At 70.0% G+C, this 20,760-nt stretch carries 15 protein-coding genes; 7 read left to right on the plus strand and 8 right to left on the minus strand.

The features are described from left to right. Positions 1-113: 113 nt before the first annotated feature. Complete coding sequence (locus QHF83_RS06265) at positions 114-947, plus strand: MBL fold metallo-hydrolase (RefSeq protein WP_282416856.1); 834 nt, start codon at positions 114-116, stop codon at positions 945-947. Between the two features lie 106 nt (positions 948-1,053). Here QHF83_RS06265 and QHF83_RS06270 read toward each other — a convergent pair whose 3' ends face one another. Continuing rightward, complete coding sequence (locus tag QHF83_RS06270) at positions 1,054-1,863, minus strand: sigma-70 family RNA polymerase sigma factor (RefSeq protein WP_282416857.1); 810 nt, start codon at positions 1,861-1,863, stop codon at positions 1,054-1,056. A 295-nt stretch (positions 1,864-2,158) separates the two neighbouring features. On the opposite strand from QHF83_RS06270, the gene QHF83_RS06275 reads away from it, so the two are divergent. Together QHF83_RS06275 and QHF83_RS06280 are read left to right on the plus strand one after the other, a co-directional pair. Further along, on the plus strand, positions 2,159-4,051 hold the full coding sequence (locus QHF83_RS06275) for a S41 family peptidase (RefSeq protein ID WP_282416858.1): 1,893 nt from the start codon (positions 2,159-2,161) through the stop codon (positions 4,049-4,051). Between the two features lie 125 nt (positions 4,052-4,176). Beyond that, a complete protein-coding gene (locus tag QHF83_RS06280; protein WP_282416859.1) occupies positions 4,177-4,881 on the plus strand; it encodes a hypothetical protein in 705 nt (234 codons plus the stop codon). A gap of 27 nt (positions 4,882-4,908) precedes the next feature. Here the strand turns inward: QHF83_RS06280 and QHF83_RS06285 are convergent, their stop codons facing one another. The 3 genes from QHF83_RS06285 to QHF83_RS06295 all read right to left on the minus strand — a co-directional run bounded on the left by QHF83_RS06285 (position 4,909) and on the right by QHF83_RS06295 (position 8,122). Further along, positions 4,909-6,636, minus strand: coding sequence for a DnaJ domain-containing protein (locus tag QHF83_RS06285; RefSeq protein WP_282416860.1), 1,728 nt, complete (start codon positions 6,634-6,636; stop codon positions 4,909-4,911). Between the two features lie 117 nt (positions 6,637-6,753). After that, complete coding sequence (locus QHF83_RS06290) at positions 6,754-7,623, minus strand: 3D domain-containing protein (protein ID WP_282416861.1); 870 nt, start codon at positions 7,621-7,623, stop codon at positions 6,754-6,756. A gap of 52 nt (positions 7,624-7,675) precedes the next feature. Further along, positions 7,676-8,122 carry a hotdog fold thioesterase gene (locus QHF83_RS06295; protein WP_282416862.1) on the minus strand — a complete coding sequence of 149 codons (447 nt, stop codon included), beginning with the start codon at positions 8,120-8,122 and terminating at the stop codon, positions 7,676-7,678. Between the two features lie 117 nt (positions 8,123-8,239). Between QHF83_RS06295 and typA the strand changes: the two genes are divergently transcribed. From typA to QHF83_RS06315, 4 genes are read left to right on the plus strand one after another with little or no spacing between them, the layout of a single operon-like run. After that, complete coding sequence (gene typA, locus QHF83_RS06300) at positions 8,240-10,078, plus strand: translational GTPase TypA (RefSeq protein WP_282416863.1); 1,839 nt, start codon at positions 8,240-8,242, stop codon at positions 10,076-10,078. A 46-nt stretch (positions 10,079-10,124) separates the two neighbouring features. Next, a complete protein-coding gene (locus tag QHF83_RS06305; protein ID WP_282416864.1) occupies positions 10,125-11,372 on the plus strand; it encodes a DNA repair exonuclease in 1,248 nt (415 codons plus the stop codon). Further along, complete coding sequence (locus tag QHF83_RS06310) at positions 11,369-14,917, plus strand: YhaN family protein (protein ID WP_282416865.1); 3,549 nt, start codon at positions 11,369-11,371, stop codon at positions 14,915-14,917. The genes QHF83_RS06305 and QHF83_RS06310 overlap by 4 nt, the downstream gene beginning before the upstream one ends. A gap of 28 nt (positions 14,918-14,945) precedes the next feature. After that, on the plus strand, positions 14,946-16,433 hold the full coding sequence (locus QHF83_RS06315) for an alpha/beta hydrolase (protein ID WP_282416866.1): 1,488 nt from the start codon (positions 14,946-14,948) through the stop codon (positions 16,431-16,433). Here the strand turns inward: QHF83_RS06315 and QHF83_RS06320 are convergent, their stop codons facing one another. The 4 genes from QHF83_RS06320 to QHF83_RS06335 form a co-directional block, all read right to left on the minus strand. After that, positions 16,434-17,570: a putative metal-binding motif-containing protein gene (locus tag QHF83_RS06320; RefSeq protein ID WP_282416867.1), complete on the minus strand. Its 1,137-nt coding sequence runs from the start codon at positions 17,568-17,570 to the stop codon at positions 16,434-16,436. A gap of 26 nt (positions 17,571-17,596) precedes the next feature. Beyond that, complete coding sequence (locus QHF83_RS06325) at positions 17,597-18,634, minus strand: hypothetical protein (RefSeq protein ID WP_282416868.1); 1,038 nt, start codon at positions 18,632-18,634, stop codon at positions 17,597-17,599. Beyond that, a complete protein-coding gene (locus tag QHF83_RS06330; protein WP_282416869.1) occupies positions 18,631-20,121 on the minus strand; it encodes a serine/threonine-protein kinase in 1,491 nt (496 codons plus the stop codon). The genes QHF83_RS06325 and QHF83_RS06330 overlap by 4 nt, the downstream gene beginning before the upstream one ends. A 103-nt stretch (positions 20,122-20,224) precedes the next feature. Continuing rightward, the gene (locus QHF83_RS06335; protein ID WP_282416870.1) at positions 20,225-20,698 is read right to left on the minus strand and encodes a hypothetical protein; all 474 of its coding nucleotides are present in this window, start codon (positions 20,696-20,698) and stop codon (positions 20,225-20,227) included. Between the last annotated feature and the right edge of the window lie 62 nt (positions 20,699-20,760).

The following is a 20,760-nucleotide window of genomic DNA, read 5'->3' on the forward strand; positions in this document are numbered from 1 at the left end:
CGACGCCGCTCGCCAGAAAGTCACGTAAGGGCCACCTCTCGCTTGACGTTGCGCCCGGTAGGCATTTATCACGGGGAATCGGACCAAGGGCGGGGGCCGGAAGGGCGATCAGGATGCGACTCAAGATGTGGGGTGTCCGCGGAAGCATCCCCACGCCCGGACCCGACACGGTCGAGTTCGGCGGCAACACGAGCTGCTACGAAGTGCGGGCCGGCGAGACGTTGATCATCCTGGACGGGGGCACGGGTCTGCGCCTCCTCGGGCAGAGCCTTCTCCGGGAGATGCCGTTCGAGGCGTGGATGTTCTTCAGCCACGTCCACTGGGATCACATCCAGGGCTTCCCGTTCTTCACGCCCGCCTTCGTCCGCAAGAACACGGTCCACCTTTTCGGCGGCCTCAACGTCTCGCGCACGCTCGAAGAGACGCTCGCGGGCCAGATGGACTACCCGAGCTTCCCCGTCCACCTCTCGGAGATGGGCGCGAACATGACCTTCCGCGACCTCTACGAGGGCGAGGTCGTGACGATCGGTCGCAAGCAAGACGTGCGCGTCTCGAACGCGCGCGGCAACCATCCGAACGGCGTCTACGCGTACCGCATCGACCACGAAGGCAAGTCGCTCGTGTACATCACGGACTCGGAGCACTACGCGATCGTGGATCCGAAGCTCCGCAAGCTCGCGCAAGGCGCGGACGTCCTGATCTTCGACGCGATGTACACGCCCGAGGAGTACGCGGGCGAGGTCGGCGGCGGCCCGAAGACGGGCTGGGGTCACGCGACGTTCGTAGCAGGCTGCGAGCTCGCGAATGCCGCGGGCGTCAAGCAGCTCATCCTGCACCACCACGATCCGCTGCAGACCGACGCGATGGTCCGCGAGAAGGAGCGCCGCGCGCGGGAGCTCTTCCCGAACACGATCGCGGCGAAAGAAGGTTTGGTGATCGATATCTGAGGGGGGTCGGGGGCGGTTTTCCCTTGGAAGTCGAACGATCGACCTCATCCCCATCCCCCTCTCCCGCGGGGAGAGGGGGCGATGTCTGCGGTGATGGACCGAGCTCCTAGTGGAGCAGCTCGGTGAGCCGCGCGCGGACGCGCTTCTTCGCGCGCTCCTCGATCTGACGCACGCGCTCCTTGCTCACGCCGAAGTCGGCGCCGAGCTCTTCGAGCGTCGCCGGGTCTTCGCTGAGCCAGCGCGCGTTCGCGATCTTCTGCTCGCGCGGCGAGAGCTCCGTGACGATCTGCCGCAGCGCCGTGGCGACTTGCCGCTGCTCCTCATCCTGACACGCCTGATCCTCGGGCGAGGGGAGAGGCGAGGAGAGACGGTCGAGCGGCGCGTCGCCCTCGGGGTTCTTCTTGTCGAGGCTCACGTCGCGCGCCATGAGCAGCGGCAGGAGCTCCATCACGCGCTCGCGCGGCAGGCCGCTCTGCGCGGCGAGGACGTCCGGATCGCGCTCGTGCGTGCGGCGGAAGATGCGCAAGACGCGCCGCTCGCTCTTCGAGGAGCCGAGCCGCACGATGCGGTAGCCGCGCGCCACATGCTCGCGGATCTCGGCGCGGATCCAGTACGCGGCGTACGTCACGAGCCGACAGCCGCGCGACGGGTCGAAGCGCTCGGCCGCCTTGAGCAGGCCGATGTTGCCTTCCTGGACGAGGTCCTCCACCGGGATGCCCCAGCGCCGGTACTCGAGGGCGATGGTCATCACGAAGGGCAGACACGCCTCTATGATGCGGCGACCCGCGTCGCGGTCGCCGCTCCGGAAGCGCTCGGCGAGGTCGCGCTCCAGCTCGGGGGTCAAGGGCTCGCGCTTGTCGAGCTCGCGCTGGCGCGGAGCGTGGGCGAAGACGGCGGGACTTCGGCTCTCGGCCATGGGGACTCCTCGCGCCCCGGGGCGTTCCCGCTGCCTCCGCGGCGGCGGGATGGGGAAGGCGCGCGGCCCGCCAATGCAGGGCCGATGCCGTACGCAAATCAGGCTCTTTCTCGAAACCGGGCGATCTCGTTTCGCGCAAACGTCACGGGGCGCCCCGGGGGCGCGAAACGGTTGCGTGAATCCGTGAGGGGCGCCCCGGCGTCGCGGGGGCCACGCGCGCCCCTCGCTCCTCGAGATGTTCGTACGCCGTTTTCACCCCCGCGCCCCGGGCGTGGTACACCCTTTCCAGACACACGTGGGCAGGCGTCTCGCATCCAGAGGGTGGTACTTCGCTGCTGCCACCGCCATCCTCGCGGTCGCGGCGCAGCGGCCGGCCGAGCCTCCGAAGCCCGCGCAACGCGGCATCGCGCTGTGGTCGCTGCGCACCCTCGACGTCACGGACGAAGAGGCCCTCGGCGCGGAGTGCGGCGCGCCCTCGGGCGGCGGCCTCGTCCTTCCGACGGGGGCGCCCGCGGCGCTCTCCTGCGACGCGGCGCGCACCATCATCGCGCAGGTCCGCGCGAACCTCGCGGCGCCGGTCACCGACGTCGAAGCCGCAAAGTTTGCCGATGGGGTCGTCGACTGGCTCGACCCGCACGGGCTCTGGTCCGTCGCGCCCGACGCGCCCGTCGCGCCGCTCGTGCGCCGCGAAGGCGAGCGGCTCCTGCGGGAGCTCCAAACCGCGCCGAACGGCGGCCCTTGCGCCGCGGCGGACGTGGTCGGCGCCTCGCTCGCGACCTGGATGAAGACGCTGCGCGTGTCCTTCGACGAGGGCCTGCGTGAAGGTCGCCCCGAAGGCCGCCCCCCAGCGCGCTCGCCCGCCGAGGTCTGGCGCACGGTGACCGCCGCGCCCTTCGAGGACGGACCGATCACGCGCAAGGGTCGCGAGCTCGCGCGGGAGCTCGGACGCGAGGTCGGCGCGGCGCGGGCCGCGTACGGCGCGGCGCTCGACCCGTACGTCACTGCGGCGGGCCAGCGGCTCTTCCCCGAGCTCACGGCCGAGGCCTGGGGCCGCGTGGTCATCGCGGCCGCGGTGCGCGCGTACGTGCCCCAGCTCGACGCGCATGGCGCGTGGGCGCCGCTCGACGAGGAGATCTCGATCTACGACCTCGACCTCGAGACGAGCCCGCCGCTTCGCCTCTGGTCGGAGATGACGCGGACGGCGCTCGGCGTCCGCATCGATCGAAGCGCGCTCGCGCCGCTCCTCGACGGCGACGTCGTGCTCTCCGTGCGTGGTGTGCCGCTCGCGGGCATGAGCGTGGAGCAGGCCGAGCAGAGCGCCCTCGTCGAAGGTGCGCCGCACGGCCCACCGGCTTCCGTGACGATCCTCCGGCCGCATGTCGCTGAGCCCTTGGAGCTCGTCGTCGCGCCTGCGCCCGCGCGGGAAGGTCCCGCGCCTCCGGCCGAACCCCCGGAGCTGCCCTTCGACGTCGTCCGGTACGCGGATGGTCGCGTCGCCGTCGTCACGGTTCCGGACGTCCCCGATGATCTGGGCGATCGGATCGGCGCGGCGCTCGCGCGCGTCCGCGAAGCGCACGACGTTCGCGGCGTGCTGCTCGACCTGCGGGCGAATGGCGGCGGCTCGACGGATGGCGCGATGGCGGCGCTCGGCCATTTCCTCCCCGGCGCGGCGCTCTTTCCGATGCGCCGGCGGGATGGCGGCGTCGAGGTCGAGCGGGCGCCCGAGGTCCCCGCGGAAGAGTCGTATTCGGGTCCGCTCGCGGTGCTCGTGGACGGCGACTCCGCGAGCGCGGCGGAGATGATCGCGGGGGCGATCGCGAGTTATCGACGCGGTGTAGTCATTGGAGACCGTACGTATGGCAAAGGCTGCGCGCAGGAATACCTCGACGACGAGGCGCACGCGGGCGTCCTTCGTTTGACGACATTGCTCTTTTCTTTGCCGGATGGCGCGCCGGTCCAGAAAGTCGGCATATCGCCGCAGATCACGCTCTCGCTCCCGGCGGCGACGGAGCGGGAGGCGCGGCTTTCGCGCGCGCTCGAGCCCTGGCGTGGGCCGGACGTGCGGGATTCTGCGCTCGTGCGCGAGGTGCCGTGGGCGCTGCATGGCGGGCGTGTCGGTCCTTGTCGGGACGAGACGGTCTGCCGCGCGCTCCGGGCGCTCGGGACATCCGTGGCCGCGGCGCGCTGATCCTTTTGGCGCAGGCTGGGCCAACGCCGCGACATCGCGGCCTGCCTTTGCATTCGCGGTGGGCCTCGAAAGAACGTGATACGCTGTGGCATTACGCTTGCTGAAGGGCGTGTCTGGAGGCCGTGATGCGATTGGCTTTGCATGGATGGTTGGGCGCAGCTTCGCTTTGTGTTTTGCTGCTCGGCGGCTGCAGCGTGTCGTTCGTCGATTCGAACAATGGCTCGGGGGGCGCGGGCGGTTCGGGCGGTATGGGCGGCGGTCAGGGCGGCGGTGGCGGTTGCGGCGCTGATTCCTGCGGTCAGGGCGGCGGCGGTGGTTCGTCGTCGTCCTCCGGCGGCGGCGGTATGGGCGGCGGCGGCGGGTCCAGCGGCGCGGCGTGTGGTGGTTTCGCCGGGCTCGTGTGTGGACCCGACGAGTGGTGCGACTTCCCGAATGATCGGTGCGGCGATACCGACCTCACGGGCATTTGCAAACCGCGGCCGTCCGGTTGCCCGGACGCTTATTTTCCGACCTGCGCTTGCGACGGCAAGGTGTATGGCAATCCCTGCGACGCCGCACAGGCGGGCCACGACGTCTCCGACATCGGCAATTGCGAGCCCCCGGGGGAGGAGCTGTTCTCCTGCGGCCACAACTTCTGCGACAAGGCCACGGAGTATTGCCAGAAGACCACGTCGGACGTCGGAGGCTACCCCGATTCCTACCAGTGCGCGCCGATCCCCGCCGCGTGCGGCAGCACGCCGAATTGCGCGTGCTTGAACGACCCGTGCTTTCAGTTCTCCTGCGACAGCCTGTCCGGCGGCGGTATTCTCGTCACCTGCCCCGGAGGCTGAACGTCCACGAATCTCGGCGGGGCATGCTCAGCGCTTCTTGTTGAAGAGCTTGCCGAGCAGGCCCCGGCCGGGGTTCGAGCCGGGCCCGTCGTCCTCGGGCGGGTGCCTCATTTCGTAGAGACGCACCTCGCGCGCCGCCTCGATGTTCTTCGGGCTGATGACCGTGACGCGCTTGAAGTCCCGGTACGCCTGGTGGACACGCCCGGCGAGCTTGAGCAGCCGGCCGCGGTAGATCAGCGCCTTCTCGTAATCGGGCTCCGCCTTGAGGACGCCGTCGAGCTGCGTGATGCAGTCGTCGTAGACGTTGTTCGTCTTGCCCTCCTCGGGCACCGGCGCGAGCGGCCGCCGGCTCGCCACGACCCACGCCAGCAAGGCAATGTACGCGGGCTGCTCGGGATCGGCGGCCACGGCGCGCCGCACGGAGGCCTCGCAGGCGGCGAGGTCGTTCTTCCGCAGGTAGACCTCGGCCTTCTCGAATTCGAGCGCGGCATTCACCGCGCGTTCGATCTGGGCCTGCTCGTCGAGCACGGCGCCGCTCAGCGACGCGAGGTACTGTGCGCGCCCCGCGTCGTCTTTCAGCGCCTCGTAGGCCCCGTTGACGGTCGCGAAGAGCCGCGCCACCCGGGGCTTCAAGTCGTGCAGGTCCTTCGGAAGTTTGTCCGGATGGTACAGCAGCGCCAGCTTGAAGTACGCGTTTCGGACGTCGCTCGACGTCGCGTCGCGCGGGATGCCGAGCATCTGGAAATGGTCCTCGTTCGGGGCGGAGGCGAGCTTGGCCTCGATCTCGGCGCGGCGCTTCTCGTGGTTCGGGGGCCCGGCCTGCGATGGGACCTGTGGCATCGGCCCGGTCGGGTCGGCCGCACGTTTGACGGCCTGGAGCGGCCCGGTCCCCTCGCGCTTGACGGCCTGGAGAGGCCCGGTCCCCTCACGCTTGACGGCCTGGAGAGGCCCGGTCGGGTCGGCCGCGCGGATCACCTCGTCCCGCGGCCGCGTCCCGGTCTGATCCGCGTACTGCAGGCCCGTCGTGCCCGTCGTCGGTCGCCACCCGTACGGGTCGGAGGTCATCGCGGTGCGCGCGGCGGCGGCGCGCTCGAGCCCGACGGGCGGGCGCGTGGAGCCGCCGAAGTCCAGGTGCCGCGTGATCGTCATCCCGTAGACCACGCCACGCACGATGCGCGGGGGCACGCCGCTCGTCTTCACGAGGTCGGCGAGCGTCGTCCGCTGCTTGCGGAGCCGCTCGACGAGCGCGCGCTCCTCGGGCGTCAACCGGAACCGCTCCGGCGTCGCCCCGTTCGCGATCCCCATCGGGACATCGTCGATCCGGAGCAGCGTCGCCTCGGCCTGCGGCGCCCCGACGAACGCGCGCGCGCCGGCCATGATCACCGCGAGCGGCTCGACCCGCGGCACCGCCGCGCCCCGCTCCGCGAGCAGGTCTTGCCCCGCGTAGAACGCGTAACGTGTCTCGGCCTCGACCTCGCAGAGCTTGATCATGGCCCGCTCGAGCGGGGTTCGTTCGGCGTACCGGGTGCCCGCGAGATCCATCACGCGCGTCGGCGTCCCCTCGTCGAACGACACCGCGGCGCGCGCGCCCGTCTTCGTGGTCAGCACGAGCGTCCCCGTGAGGAGCTTGTCGAGCAGGTACACGTAGAGGTGCAGGAGCGGCGTCTGCACCAGGTTGGCTTCCGCCGTCGGTGCGAGCCCCGGAGGGACGACGAAGGGCAATCCGGTCGTGGAGGCAGGGGGCGAAGCAGCCATGCGCGGCGACTCGCCAAAGGGTGCCAGGGTGCGCGCGGGGGCGCAACGGGGCACTCCGATGAACGTGTGGATTTCGCGGGCGTCTGGAAAACGGTTGGCGCGGCCGCAAGACGCGGATCAGGGCCCGCGGGCGACGAGCGAGCGGCAGCGCGCGTCGTCTGCGTAGACGCGTACGCCGCGGTTCGAGGGCACGAGCGCGTTCAGGCGGATCGTCGCGGCGGGATCTCCCGTGAAGACGTCGATCTGCCTTCCGACGACCTTCATGCCGCGGTCCTCGGCGACGAAACAGCCGTCGTGGCGCCCGCCCTCGGGCAAGCTCACGCCCTTGAACTCGGGGATGAAGAGCACGGTCCCGAGCGGGATCACCGAGGAGTCCACGGCCACCGAGCGCAGCGGCGTGATGGGCTTGCCGAGCGCGCCGCGGCCCGTGGGGAAGCGGGCGGGGTCGAGCCGCTCGAAGCAGATCTTCTGGTTCGTGCGCGGGCAGACCGCGGCGCAATCGCAGTCGCGCTTGGCGAAGCTCACGGTCTCGCCGGTCGAGAGCCGGCCGCTGCCCTGCACGCAGACGCGATCGTGGAAGTCCTGCGTGACGAGCGTGATCGGCTTGCAGCTCGCGTCGTAGATCGTCGCGTTCTTCGGGCCCGCGTCTTCCTTCGGGAAGTCGTAGTAGGTGTTGCGGAAGCGCTCGCCGTTGCGGAACGCCGTCCCGGGCGTCGCGCCCGAGCCTTGCGCCGTGATCGTCACGACCTCCTCCGCGTTCGGCGTGGGAGCGGCCGCGGGCGTCGTGTCGCGCGGCGTGAACGGCGTTCGTTCGGGCGCGCGCTCGGCTCCGAGAAACCCCGCCCGCGCGCCCCGCGCGTCCGACCAGCCGCGATGCTCGGCTTCGCGCGCGGGCTCGCCTTCGCCTTGCACCCAGGCTTGCCCGGCTGCGGTCGCGCACGCGGCGCCCGAGAGGCAGGCGACGAGCGCCATGGTCAAAGGTCGCATGCGACGAGGATACCCTCGCTCGCCCGCCGATGGCCAAGAGGACGCCGGGGGGTCAGGCGTCTCGGCTTGGCTGCTTCGGGTTCTTCAGCGCGTAGACGCCGCGGGCCGTGGCGACGAGCTCCGACGCCGCGCTCGGGTGGTAGAGCCGGATGTCGGCCCAGCCGAGCTTGCCGCCGACGCGCACCGTGGTCGCGTCGCCGACGAGCGTCTCGCGTCGACCGGGCCGGAGGTAATCGACGCGCAGATCCACCGTCGAGACCCGTCCGAGCGCCGGGTTCTCGATCGCGGTCCACACGCAGAGCCCGCCTGCCGTGTCGGCGAGCATGCTGATCACGCCGCCGTGGATCGCCTGGCGCACGGGGTCGCCGATGAGCTCGTCGCGCCACGGGATCGACAGCGTCACGTGGCCCCGCGCGAGGTGATCGACCTTCACGCCGATCCACTTGTTGAAAGGGATGAGCTCCTCGGCGAGCTGCCGAAAGACGTCCAGATCCAACATTTTTTTCGGCACGCACCATGCCGGAAAAGCCCTTGTTCTGGAAGGCCGCCCTGCGCGCGCGGTCCGCCGGGCTCGCTCGCCTCGTCACGAAGCGCGTGCTAGGAGCGGCGCCTCAAAATGGCCCGCAAGGATCTCCGCAACATCGCCATCGTGGCCCACGTCGACCACGGTAAGACCACGCTCGTCGATCACATGCTCCGCCAGGCGGGCGCTTTCCGCGACAACGAGGTGGTTGCCGAGCGCGTGATGGACTCGAACGACCTCGAGCGCGAGCGAGGAATCACCATCCTTGCGAAGAACACGAGCGTCCGCTGGAAGGGCGTCAAGATCAACATCGTCGACACCCCGGGACACTCCGACTTCGGCGGCGAGGTCGAGCGCACCCTCATGATGGCCGACGGCGCGCTCCTGCTCGTCGACGCGGCCGAGGGGCCCCTGCCGCAGACGCGCTTCGTGCTCTCGAAGTGCCTCGAGCGCGGCTTCCCGCTCATCGTCGTCATCAACAAGATCGACCGCCAGGACGCCCGTCCGCACGAGGTCCTCTCCGAGGTCTTCGACCTCTTCTGCGATCTCGGCGCGAGCGACGCGCAGACCGACTTCCCCACGGTCTACGCGATCGGCAAGCTCGGCCAGTGCAAGCGCGAGCTCGAGCACGAGCTCACGAACCTCGTGCCGCTCTTCGAGACCGTCCTCGCGCGGGTCCCCGAGCCCAAGGGTGACCCCGAGGAGCCGCTGCAGATCATCGTCTGCAACACGACGCACGACGACTACGTCGGCAGGCTCGCGGTCGGGCGCATCGCGCGCGGCAGCATCCGGCAGGCCGGCGAGGTCGTGGTCCTCGGCGAGAACGGCAAGGTCACGAAGGGCGCGGTGAAGGCGCTCTTCACCTTCGAGGGCCTCAAGCGCGTCAACGCGGAGAGCGCGCAGGCCGGCGAGGTCGTGGCCATCGCGGGGCTCGAGGTGAACATCGGCGACACGATCGCCGACCCGCAGCGCCCCGAGGCCCTCGAGCGGATCGTCGTCGAGGAGCCGACGATCAAGATGAAGATCGGCGTCAACACCTCGCCGTTCGCGGGCAAGAGCAAGCAGTCGAAGTTCTTGACGAGCCGCCAGCTCAAGGATCGGCTGGAGCGCGAGGCCCGGAAGAACCTGGCGATCCGCGTCGAGCCCACGGACTCGCCCGACACGTTCCTCGTGCTCGGCCGCGGCGAGCTCCAGCTCGCGATCCTCGTCGAGACGATGCGGCGCGAGGGCTACGAGATGCAGCTCTCGAACCCCGAGGTCGTCACGCGCGAGATCGATGGGCAGGCCATGGAGCCCGTCGAGCTCGTGGTGATCGACGTGCCGGAGACGTACGTCGGCATCGTGACCGAGCGGCTCTCGTCGCGGCGCGGGCGCATGGTGAAGATGACGAACCCCGGGTTTGGCCGGGCGCGCCTGGAGTTCCAGGTCCCGTCGCGCGGGCTCATCGGCTTCCGCGGCGAGTTCCTCACGTCGACGCGCGGCACGGGCCTGCTCAACACCATGTTCGACGGCTGGACGCCGTGGGGCGGGCCCATGATGCGCAGGCCCACGGGCGCCATCGTCGCCGATCGCGCGGGCGTCTCGACGCCCTACGCGCTCCACCACCTGCAGCCGCGCGGCACGTTCTTCATCGTGCCGGGCGTCGAGGTGTACGAGGGCATGATCTGCGGCGAGCACAACCGCCCGAACGACACGGACTGCAACGTCATCAAGGAGAAGAAGCTCTCCAACATCCGCAACCACGGCAAGGACGAGAACGTCCTGCTCGCGAGCCCGAGGCTTCTCACCATCGAGACCGCGATGGAGTGGATCGACGCCGACGAACTCGTCGAGGTCACGCCGGAGTTCGTGCGGGTGCGCAAGAAGGTGCTCGCGGTGAACCTGCGCGATCGGCGTGAAGACGCGATCGAACAGGCACAGGCCGTCGAGTAAATCGATCGACCGTGCGGGGCGCCGCGGCTAGTATCCGCGGCCCCCGATGAAGTTCTTTCACGCGGCGGACATCCACCTCGACAGTCCTCTGCGCGGGCTGGATCGATACGAAGGGGCGCCCGCGGACAAACTCCGCGGCGCGACGCGGCGGGCCCTCGAAGCGCTCGTCGAGGCGTGTATCGCCGAGGCCGTCGATTTCCTCCTCATCGCCGGCGACCTCTACGACGGCGACTGGACCGACTACAACACGGGCCTCTTCTTCGTCCGGCAGATGGCGCGCCTGCGAGACGCCGGCATCCGTGTCTTCATCGTCCGCGGCAACCACGACGCGAAGAGCAAGATCCTCCGTTTGCCCGAGGGCGTGCGTGAGCTCTCGACCGCGCGCGCGGAGACCGTCCTTCTCGACGACGTCGGCGTCGCCGTGCACGGCCGCGGCTACGCCCGCGCCGAGACGACCGAGGACCTCGCCCAGACCTACCCCGGGCCGCGGGCGGGCTACTTCAACATCGGCCTGCTCCACACCGCCGCCGAGGGCCGCGACGGGCACGCGCCGTACGCGCCTTGCCGCGTCGAGTCGCTCGTCCAGAAGGGCTACGACTACTGGGCCCTCGGGCACGTGCACGCGCGCGAGGTCCTCCACGAAAAACCCTGGATCGTTTTTCCCGGCAATCTGCAAGGCCGCCACGCCCGCGAGACCGGGCCCAAGGGCGCGAGCCTCGTCACGGTCGAGGACGGGCGCGTGAAATCGGTCGAGCATCGCGTCCTCGACGTCGCGCGCTGGGCCGCCTGCCAGGTCGACGCCTCGCCCGCGCGTTCGCCCGACGACGTCCTCGAGCTCTGCCGCGCTGCGCTCTCGCGCGAGGTCGACGCGGCGATGGGCCGTGGCCTCTGCGCGCGTGTCGCCGTCACCGGTCCGAGCCGCGCGCACGCCGCGCTCTCGCGCGACCCCGACAAGTTCCGCACCGAGCTCTGCACGCTCGCGAACGACCTCGGCGAGGTCTGGGTCGAGAAGGTCCAGGTCCGCACGCGCACCCTCGCCGATCTCGACGCGCTCGCCGAGCGCGACGATCCCGTGGGCGCGCTCCTCGGCAAGCTCCGATGGATCACCGAGGACGACGTCGAGCTCGGAAAGCTCGGGCGGGAGCTCGACGACATCGCGGCGAAGCTTCCGCCCGAGTATTTCCAGGCCGAGGTGGGCCCCCGGATCAAGGAGATCGACGTCGTCCGGCGCCTCGTCTCGGACCTACCGGATTACCTCCTGCCCGAGCTGTTCCCGGAGGGGGAGGCGCCTTGAAGATCCTCGCGCTCGAGCTCCTCCGCTGGGGACCATTTTCCGACCTGCAGCTCGACTTCTCCTCGCCCGCGCGTGCGCTGCACGTCGTCGTGGGTTCGAACGAGGCTGGCAAGAGCACCACACTGCGCGCCGTCACGGGCCTCTTCTTCGGCATCCCCGAGCGCACTGCGGACGATCATCGTCACAAGAAGCCCGACCTCCGCATCGGCGGACGCATCGGCGGCGAGGACGACGAGGAGCTCGCGATCGTCCGCACGAAGGGCCGCAAGAACACCTTACGAGATCGTACGGACGCGCCGATCGAGGAAGAGCACCTCCGGCGCCTGCTCGGCAACCTCGAGCAGGGGCAGTTCGAGACCATGTTCGGCCTCTCGCACGATCGCCTCGTCGAGGGCGGACGCGCGCTCGTCGAGGGGCGCGGCGATCTCGGCGAGAGCCTCTTCGGCGCGGGCCTCGGGCAAACCGGGCTCTCTTCGCTCCTGCGCAAGCTCGAGCAACGCGCCGAGGAGATCTTCGTCCCGCGCGGCCGCACGAAGAAGCTCAACCACGTCATCGAGAAGTTCAAGAAGGCGAAGGACGATCAGAAGACGTTCTCGCAGCCCGTGCGCGCTTGGGAGGAGCACAAGAAGGAGCTCGACGTGTTGCGCGAGCGCGCCGCCGCGGCCCAGGCCGAGCGGGAGAGCTTGCTGCGCGAGCACCGGCGCCTCTCGCGGATCAAGCGCGCGCTCAGGCCCATCGCCGAGCGCACCGAGATCCTCCTCTCGCTCGAAGCGCGCCGCGACGTCGTCCTCTTGCCCGAGACCGCGGCCGAGGATCGGCGGCGCGCGCAGGCCGTGATCGCCGACGCGGGTCCGTGGGAAGATCGGCTCCGCGCCGAGATCGCCGAGCTCGAAGGAAAGCTCGCATCGCTCGACGTCCCCGCGCAGCTCCTCGACAAGGCGCAAGCGGTCCGGAAGATCCAGGAGGACCTCGGCAGCCATCGGAAGGCCAGCGGCGACGGGGCGCGGCTTCGCGGCGAGCTCCGGCAAATCGAGGACGAGGTGCGCGCGATCTGCGCGCGGCTCGGTCGCTCGATGACGGCGGAGCAAGCCGAGGCGTGGCGTTTGCCCGCGGCGCTGGAGCTGCGCGTCCGCGGGCTCGTCAAGCAGCACGTGGCGCTCGACGCCCAGGTCCGCGCCGCGGAGAGCGCGCTCGCGACCGTCGAGGCGAGGCTCGCCGAGGAGCGACAGCGCGGCGCGGGCTTGCCTCCGCTCGCCGACGTCGCGGATCTCGGGCGCGCGGTCGAGCGCGCGCAGCGGGAGGGCGATCTCGACAAACTCATCCGGGAGCGCGAGCGCGTCGCCGAGGACCTCGGGGCGCGCGTGCGCAGGGAGCACGCGGCGCTCGCGCTCTTCGAGTTGCCGTTCGACCGCATCGGCGCCTTGCCCTTGCCGTCGCGCGAGACCATCGAGCGCTTCGAGCGGGCCTTCGCCGACGACGAGGCGAAGGCCCGCGGGCTCTCGCAGACGCTCGTGGATCGCCGCAAAAAGCTCGCGGACGTGGATCGGGAGCTCGAGCGCACGCGGCGCGGCGGGGCCGTGCCGACGGAGGACGAGGTCGCGGCGGCGCGTGAGCATCGAGATGCGCTCTGGGTCGCGATGCGTCGCTCGATCCTCGCGGATCCGGCGAGCGAGCAAGGAGACGTCGCGATGTTCCGCGCCGCCCCCGCGCGCGTCGGCGTCGAGACGGTGCTCGACTACGAGGCGCGCGTGCGGCACGCCGACGATCTCGCGAAACGCCTGTTCCACGAGGCGGATCGCGTCGCGAAGGTCTCGACGTTGTCCTTCGAGCGCGCGAACCTCCTCCAGGAGATCGACGATCTCTCGGCTTCGCTCTCGGCGCTCGCGAGCGCGCGCGAGGCGGAGAGCGCGAAGTGGCAGCAGGAGTGGTCGCGCTCCGGCATCGCGCCGCTCTCGCCTGCGGAGATGAAGGGGTTTCTCGTGCATTACGAGAAGCTCGCCGAGGACCGCGCGCGCTGGATGGCCGCCGAGGCCGAGCTCGCGTCGATGCGCACGCTCCGCGCGGATCACGAGGAGGCGCTCACGCGGCTCCTCGGGTCTCCCCTGCCGGGAGAAGCCTCTCTCTCGGCGCTGATGGAGCGCGCGCGTTCGGTCTGCGAGCGTGCCGCGCGAGCGCGTACGGAGCGCGAGTCCCATGACAAGGAGCTTGCGCGACGCTCGGCCGAGTCCGCGCAGCTCGAGGCGGATCTCACGAAGAAGCAGGCCGAGCTCGACGCGTGGTCGTCCTCGTGGGCCGAAGCGATGCAGAGCATGGATCTCGCCCGGGCCACGCGCCCGGATGAGGCCGAAGAGGTCCTGCGGCTCTGGGCCGAGCTCACGAAGCGATGCGAAAAAGCAGGCGCGATCCGGCATCGCATCGCGGGCATCGAGCAGGACTCCAAGCGGTTTTCCGCGAACGTGCTCGACGTGGTGCGCGTCGCCGCGCCCGACCTCGCCGGCGAGCCCACGGAGCAAGCGGCAGACATGCTCGTCGAACGCTTCTCCCTCGCCGAGAAGGACGACATCAAGAAGCGCGAGGTCACGGACAAGCTCGACGAGAAGCGACGCGAGCTCGAGGACGTGACGCACAAGCGCAAGGCCGCCGAACGCAAGCTCGCCCAGCTCTTCGACGAGGCTCGCGCGACGAGCGTCTCCGAGCTCGTCGTCGCCGAGGAGCGCTCGAAGGAGGTGCGTGATCTCCGGGCGCGGCTCGACCCGCTCGAACGACAGCTCCTCGATTTCGGCGAGGGGCTCGGCCTCGACGCGCTCGTCGCCGAGTGCCAGGGGCTCACGGGCGACGACATCGCCACCGCCCTCCGCGCGGTCGAGGAGAAGATCACGGCGGCGAGCGAGGCGCGCGCCAACATCGACAAGGAGATCGGCAAGCTCGAAGAGCGGCTCGCCCTGCTCGACGGCAGCGGCAAGGCGGCCGAGGCGGCGGAGGAGGCGGAGCAGCACCTCGCGGCCATGGCGACCCTCGTCGAGGAGTATGCCCGCGCGCGGCTCGCGTACCGGCTGCTCGAGGACGAAATCAAGCAATACCGGGAGAAACACCAGGGGCCGATCGTGCGCCGCGCCTCCGAGCTCTTCGAGCGTCTCACGCTCGGGTCGTTCGTGGGGATTCGCGGCGACGACGAAGGCGAGGAGGGCCGGCCGATCCTGAAATGCGTGCGGCCCGCGGGAGGCCTCGTCGGCGTCGAGGGTCTCAGCGACGGCACGCGGGATCAGCTCTTTTTTGCGCTCCGCATGGCGAGCCTTTGGCGCCATTTCGAGCACAACGAACCCATTCCGTTCGTCCTCGACGACATCCTCGTCAATTTCGACGATGCGCGCTCGCGCGCCGCGCTCTCCATCCTCGGCGAGCTCTCGCAGAAGACGCAGGTCCTTTTCTTCACGCACCACGCGCGCGTCGCCGATCTCGCCCGCGAGGCCGTCCCACCGTCCCGGCTTTGCTTGCACGACCTCGACACGCTCGGCGGGCGCGCTCGTTTGCGTCCTGCAAGCTAGAGCCTCCCCGCGTTCGCATCGCGGTACCATGAACCTCCTCATGGTCACCACCGCGCGGCGCCTCTCCGGGGCCCTTTCGTTCCTCGTTTCCCCCCTCTTTCTCGGCTGCGGCGGCGAGCCCGATCCCTCGCAAGCGCCCCCTGCTCCCGCCATTTCCTGGGAGGATTGCGGGGGCGGCTTCGAATGCGCCACGTTCTCCGTGCCCGTCGATCACGACGCGCCGGACGGACGGACGTTTTCGATTCCGCTCGTGCGCCGCCCGGCCGCGGTTCCGTCCGCGCGCATCGGCTCCTTGCTCATGAATCCCGGCGGACCCGGCGCATCCGGTGTGGGCTGGGCGCGCGCGGTGCAGATCGTTTTGCCAGAGCCCCTCAAGGATCGGTTCGATCTCGTCAGCTTCGATCCGCGCGGCCAGGCCGGGAGCACGCCCACGATCGATTGCGTCGACGACCTCGCGCCCCTCATCGGGCTCGATCCGACGCCCGACGACGACGCGGAGCGCGCGGCCCTGCTCGCCGGCGCGGACGCGTTCGCGGCCGCTTGCAAGCAGCGGAGCGGCGACCTCTTACCGTTCGTCGGGACGAACAACGTCGCCCGCGACATGGACCTCCTCCGCGAGGCCCTCGGCGACGAGAAGCTCACGTACGTGGGTTTTTCCTATGGAACGTTTCTCGGGACGATCTACGCCGAGACCTACCCGGATCGTGTCCGTGCGCTCGTGCTCGACGGCACGATCGATCCGACGGTCTCCGGCGACGCGTTCATCGAGGGGCAGGCCCTCGGCTTCGAGGCCGAGCTCGAAGCGTTCCTCGCGGACTGCGCCGCGAAACCCTCGTGCGCCTTCCACTCGGGGGGCGACCCGTGGGCCGCGTACGACGCCGTGAAGGCCGCGATCGAGGCTTCCCCGCTGCCCGCGCCGCCGGGCAGCACGCGCACGATCGGGCCCGGCGAGCTCATCTACGCCGTATCACAGCCGCTCTACCAGAAGCACCAATGGAAATACCTCGCAGAGGCGCTCGCGCTCGCGGCCGCGGGGGACGGTTCGGGTTTGCTCGAATTCGCGGACGCGTATGTCGCCCGGAGCGCGGACGGCACGTATGACGCATCGTTCGAGGTTTATTACGGGGTCACCTCGATCGACAACACGTTCCCGAGCGATCCCCAGGTCTATCAAGACCTCACGAACGAGCTCCAGGCGAAGGCGCCGCGCATCGGCACGTATTTGCCCGCCACGGCGCTGCCCTCCGCGCGCTGGGCGTTCCAGCCGTGGCGCTCGAACGAGCCCGTCTCCGCGTCCGGCGCGCCGCCGATCCTCGTCGTGGGCTCCACGCGCGATCCCGCCACGCCGTATCCTTGGGCCGTCTCGCTCGCGGCGCAGCTCTCCTCGGGGGTGCTCCTCACCCGCGAGGGCCCGGGGCACATCTCGTTTCTTCGGGGAAACACCTGCATCGACCAGGCGGTCACCGATTACCTCGTCGATCGGAAGGTCCCGCCCGAAGGGACGACCTGTAAATAGTCAGGGCGCGTCGACGCAACTTTCGTCGACGAGCAGGACGTCGTCGATCGCATATCCGCCCCATCCCGCCGCGTCGCCGCTCTCGTAGGACCAGACGAGCGACGTGGCCGGGCCCGTGAAGGCATCGAGCTCGCGCTTCACCTCGTCCCACCCCGGCACCGGCTGGGCCTCCGTGGGCCCGGGTTTCACCAGCGAGAGCAGCGTCGTCCGCTGGGGCCCTTGTTGCACCGACAGCGTCAGCGCCGGGGGCGCGCCGAGCGTCCCTGCGGGCGTGAAATCGATCCACTGCTGGAAATGAAGCCACAACTTCGGCGCGCCCGTCGTGTCCACGACCGGCGATTCGAGCTCGCCCGAGGTCCCGACCGGAACACACGCCCCGAGCCCGACCCCCACGACATTGCCGTCGTCCGTGCCCGTGACGTCATCCTCCGGGCCATTGCATTCCACGCCGCCCGGCGTCGCCTGTACGAATCCGCTGTTCGTCCCGGACGACCACCGCTCCGCTGCGGCTCCCGTGTTCAGCACGCTCTGCGAAAACGTTTGTCGCAGATACACCTTCCCGACGGTGCCGTTGCAGTTCTGATCCACGCCGTCATCGCAGATCTCGCGCGCCCCCGGATGGATGGATGGATTCGCGTCGTCGCAATCGTTTCCTTCCTGCACCCACGCGCCTCCGCCCAGGGGCACGGGCGGCGGCGCGCAGCTCCCGGGTTCCTCGACGAGGCGCGGCGTGCTGCCGACGCCGTCCTCGTCTGCGTCGTAATAATAGAGCGCGAAACAAAGCACGTCTTCGCCCACGCAGGCCGTGCGGCCCTGGCACGGTGTTTGTCTGTCGATAAAAATCGGGCAATCGAGACGAGGAAAATCCTCGTCCGTCTTCCCGTCGCAGTCCTGATCGATCCCGTCGCACTGATCGTCGATCCCGCGCGTGTTCACCTCGGCGTTCTCGTCGTCGCAGTCGAGCGTGTTCGTCACGTATGCGGGCGGCGGATCCCCGCACCAGGTGAGCGGCTCGTGCTTGTTCCCCTCGCCGTCCTTGTCCGCGTCCCGGTACACCGTCGTGAGCGTGGTGCATTGCTGCGTGTAATCCTCGCCGAGCGAGATGAACGTCTCGCAGCCGAGGAGCCCCGCCGCCATGCCCATCGAGAGCAGCGCGGCCCGCCTCAAAACACGCCTCGCACGGCCATGAACCCGCCTCGAACGTCGAGCTCCACGCGCGCGCCGTGCGCGACCGCGGGTTTCGTGCTCGGCGTGAAGAGCAGCACCGAGACCCCCGCCGCCGCGGCGATCGCCGCCGCGCCGAAGCCCAGGTTCGACACCGACGCATATGTCTTCGTCTGCTCGTACGCGTCGAAGCCCGCCTGCGTGCACCGCTCTTGCACGCACTCCATTTCGAGCACCTCACGCCGATTGAGCGTGAGCCCGCCCATCACCACGCCCGTCACCAGCGTGAGCGCGCTGATCGAGAAGAGCCCGCTCGCGGCCACGATGCTCCACGTCGGCCTCGTCGGCGGGGCCGGCGCGGGCTCGATCGTCCGCTCCACGCCCTTCGCGAAGAGGCCGAGGCGCAGGACGATCGACACGCTCCGGCCCTCGGGCAGCTCCACCTCGCGTGTCGTCCGCGCCCCGCTCCGCGCGAGCGCCTCGACCTCGTGTTTGCCGGGATCGAGCTCGCGCGGCTCGCCCATCGGCCAGAGCTCGCCGTCCACGAACAGCGTCACCTCCGTCGGCGGCGGGCCGCGTACGTCGACGGCGAGCGTCGGGATACGCAGGCGCACCGGGCCGAGCTCCGCGGTCGCCGCTTGCCGCGCGCGGAGCAGCGAGTTCGATGGCGCCTCCGGCAGCGGCTCGACGATCGTCCGCTCGTACAGCGCGCGCGCTTCGAGGAGCTTGCCGCGTTTGTCCTGGCAACGCGCCATGTACAGCACGAGCTGCGGCGTGTGGAATGCCTCGTCGGCGTCGCGGAAGAGCGGATAGGCCTCGGCGTACTGGCCCGCGCGGAAGAGCTGCATCGCGCGGCGGCCTTTTTCGAGGGCGACGGCGCGGTTTTCTTCGCGGAGCTCCTCCTCGGAGGGCTCCGGGGGCGGCGGCGGGGTCTCCGTCTCGGTCTTCGGCGGCTCGTCCGCCCGGGATCCGAAGGGGAAGAACAGCGCCGCCAAGAGCGCGGCTCCGGCGAGGGAGACGCGGCGGCTACGATTCATCGCGGGGGCTGCGTCGTGGCCGGCTTCGACAGACCGAGCAGCTCGTCGTCCTCGTTCGTCGTCGAGGCCGGCGCGGGCTCGGGTTTGCCGTCCGCGCCCGTCTTCGGAGTCGCGGGTTTGGCAGGAACGACCGGTTTGTCGCTCCGAACGGGCGCCTCCGTGGGCGTCCGCTTCTGCGTCTCGACCTCGGCGAGCGCCTCGGGCGTCGCCTTCGGGATCGCCTCGGGCGCGGGCGGCGGCTGCGTGGGCGCGGGCGCCTCGGGCTCGGTCACGGGCGGCGGCAGCGGCAACGTCGGGCTGCCCGGGCCGTCGATGCGCGCTTCCTGGGCCGGCGCGGGCGGGCCGAGCAGCACCCATCCGAGGGCGCCGAGCGCGAGCGCGCCGAGCCCTGCGGCCGCGAACCTCCGTTGCTTGTGCTTCGGCGCGGAGCCTTCGTCGTCCTGCGTCCGGCCGGAGGGCGACATCGTGATCGTGCCCGAACCCTCGGGGACGGCCATCGTCTCGGCGAGCGCGACTGCGGTGTTCTTTTCGTTCGCGCGCGGCAGCGGGCTCGGGATCTCGTCGGTCGCCTCGAGCGCGGGGGTCGTGTCGTGCCTCGCGGCGACGGAAGTGCCCTTCACCGCGGCGGCGGGCTTGTTCGCCAGCGCTTCGAGGGCTTCGAAGAGCTCGCGCGAGCTCTGGAAGCGCTCGGCGGGATCGCGGGCGAGGGCGCGGTCGAAGAAGCGATCGACCTCGGGGCCGAGCTCCGGCGCGAGGGTCGAGGGCTTCGGGATCGGATCGGTGCAGATCGCCACGAGCACGGCGCCGACCTCGTCCTCGACGAACGGCGTCCTTCCCGTGAGCATCTGGTAGAGGATCACGCCGAGCGACCAGAGATCGCTGCGGTGGTCGACCTCCTTCGACTTCCGGATCTGCTCGGGGCTCATGTAGAGCGGCGAGCCCACGAGGTTGCCCGATCGCGTGACGTCACCCGACTGCGGCGTGCCCGGCGACACGGCTTTCGCGATGCCGAAGTCGAGCAGCTTCACGATCTCGTCGTCGTCTTGCCGGGCGAGGAAGACGTTGCCGGGCTTGAGGTCGCGGTGCACGAGGCCGAGCTCGTGCGCGCGGCGCAGCGCCTTGCAGATCGGCTGCGTGATGCGCAGGGCCTCCGCGAGGTCGAGCTTGCCGCGTTTGTCCAGGCGCGCGGCGAGGTCTTCGCCGCGGAGCAGCTCCATCACGATGTAGGGCGTTTCGCTCTCGACACCGTAGTCGTGCACCTCGACGACGTGCGCGCTCTGGATTTGCGCGGCGGCGCGCGCTTCGCGTTCGAAGCGGGCGCGCGCCGTGTCGGAGGCGGTCAGGCCCGGCTCCATGAACTTCACGGCCACGGCCCGATCGAGCTTGAGGTGGTGGGCGATCCAGACCGCGCCCATGCCGCCCCGTGCGAGCGGGCGCTCGAGGCGGATCTTTCCGGCGATGAGCTGTCCCTCGGCGATGACGGTCACGATGAGACCGAGGATACCACGAGATTGATTCGTGGATCGCGCGTGTCGTGAGGGTGTGTGAAGAAGATGGAGGGAGGGCGAGGGAGGGGCGAGGCGACGCGGCTCAGTTGCTGTCGCTCGAGGGTTTCGGCGGCGGAAGCTCGCCTTCCTCGCGCAGTTTTTCGACGGTCCGGCCCTGGACCTTTTCGCCGATCCATGCGCCTGCGACGGCCATGAGGATGCCGACGACGAACGTGGTCGCGAGGCCGACCAGGGCGCCGCCGAGGGGGTAGCTGTACTGGAGGTGCCAGATGATCGTGTGCATGGCGTTCGGCAGGATCGCCATGAACGTCGCGAGGGCTGGCTCCTTGACCGTCTCACCGGGGCTGAAGATGCCGATGAGGATGCCGCCGACGAAGTACGAGACGAACGCTACGATGCCGGCGAGGACGAGGCCGCCCTTCTCGGGGCCAAAGCTCGTGACGATCGAGGTCTCGACCCCGCCGAGCAGGAGCAGGCGCATCACGAAGTAGAGCGAGATGATGACGCCGCCGCCGATGATGACCCATTTGTAGGACAGCTCTTTGCGTTTGCTCATACAATTTCCGACGCGTGGATGAGGGAGTGCGTCGCGGCGCATCATGAGGCCACGGGGCGGGA

Source organism: Polyangium sp. 15x6 (assembly GCF_029960785.1).
In the GTDB taxonomy this organism is placed as follows: Bacteria; Myxococcota_A; Polyangia; order Polyangiales; family Polyangiaceae; genus Polyangium.

What these genes read in the sequence shown, in the direction of transcription:
- QHF83_RS06265 (WP_282416856.1), top strand. Translation starts at nt 114, where the DNA reads ATGCGACTCAAGATGTGGGGTGTCCGCGGAAGCATCCCCACGCCCGGA.
- QHF83_RS06270 (WP_282416857.1), bottom strand. Translation starts at nt 1,863, where the DNA reads ATGGCCGAGAGCCGAAGTCCCGCCGTCTTCGCCCACGCTCCGCGCCAG.
- QHF83_RS06280 (WP_282416859.1), top strand. Translation starts at nt 4,177, where the DNA reads ATGCGATTGGCTTTGCATGGATGGTTGGGCGCAGCTTCGCTTTGTGTT.
- QHF83_RS06285 (WP_282416860.1), bottom strand. Translation starts at nt 6,636, where the DNA reads ATGGCTGCTTCGCCCCCTGCCTCCACGACCGGATTGCCCTTCGTCGTC.
- QHF83_RS06290 (WP_282416861.1), bottom strand. Translation starts at nt 7,623, where the DNA reads ATGCGACCTTTGACCATGGCGCTCGTCGCCTGCCTCTCGGGCGCCGCG.
- QHF83_RS06295 (WP_282416862.1), bottom strand. Translation starts at nt 8,122, where the DNA reads ATGTTGGATCTGGACGTCTTTCGGCAGCTCGCCGAGGAGCTCATCCCT.
- typA (WP_282416863.1), top strand. Translation starts at nt 8,240, where the DNA reads ATGGCCCGCAAGGATCTCCGCAACATCGCCATCGTGGCCCACGTCGAC.
- QHF83_RS06305 (WP_282416864.1), top strand. Translation starts at nt 10,125, where the DNA reads ATGAAGTTCTTTCACGCGGCGGACATCCACCTCGACAGTCCTCTGCGC.
- QHF83_RS06315 (WP_282416866.1), top strand. Translation starts at nt 14,946, where the DNA reads ATGAACCTCCTCATGGTCACCACCGCGCGGCGCCTCTCCGGGGCCCTT.
- QHF83_RS06320 (WP_282416867.1), bottom strand. Translation starts at nt 17,570, where the DNA reads ATGGCGGCGGGGCTCCTCGGCTGCGAGACGTTCATCTCGCTCGGCGAG.
- QHF83_RS06325 (WP_282416868.1), bottom strand. Translation starts at nt 18,634, where the DNA reads ATGAATCGTAGCCGCCGCGTCTCCCTCGCCGGAGCCGCGCTCTTGGCG.
- QHF83_RS06335 (WP_282416870.1), bottom strand. Translation starts at nt 20,698, where the DNA reads ATGAGCAAACGCAAAGAGCTGTCCTACAAATGGGTCATCATCGGCGGC.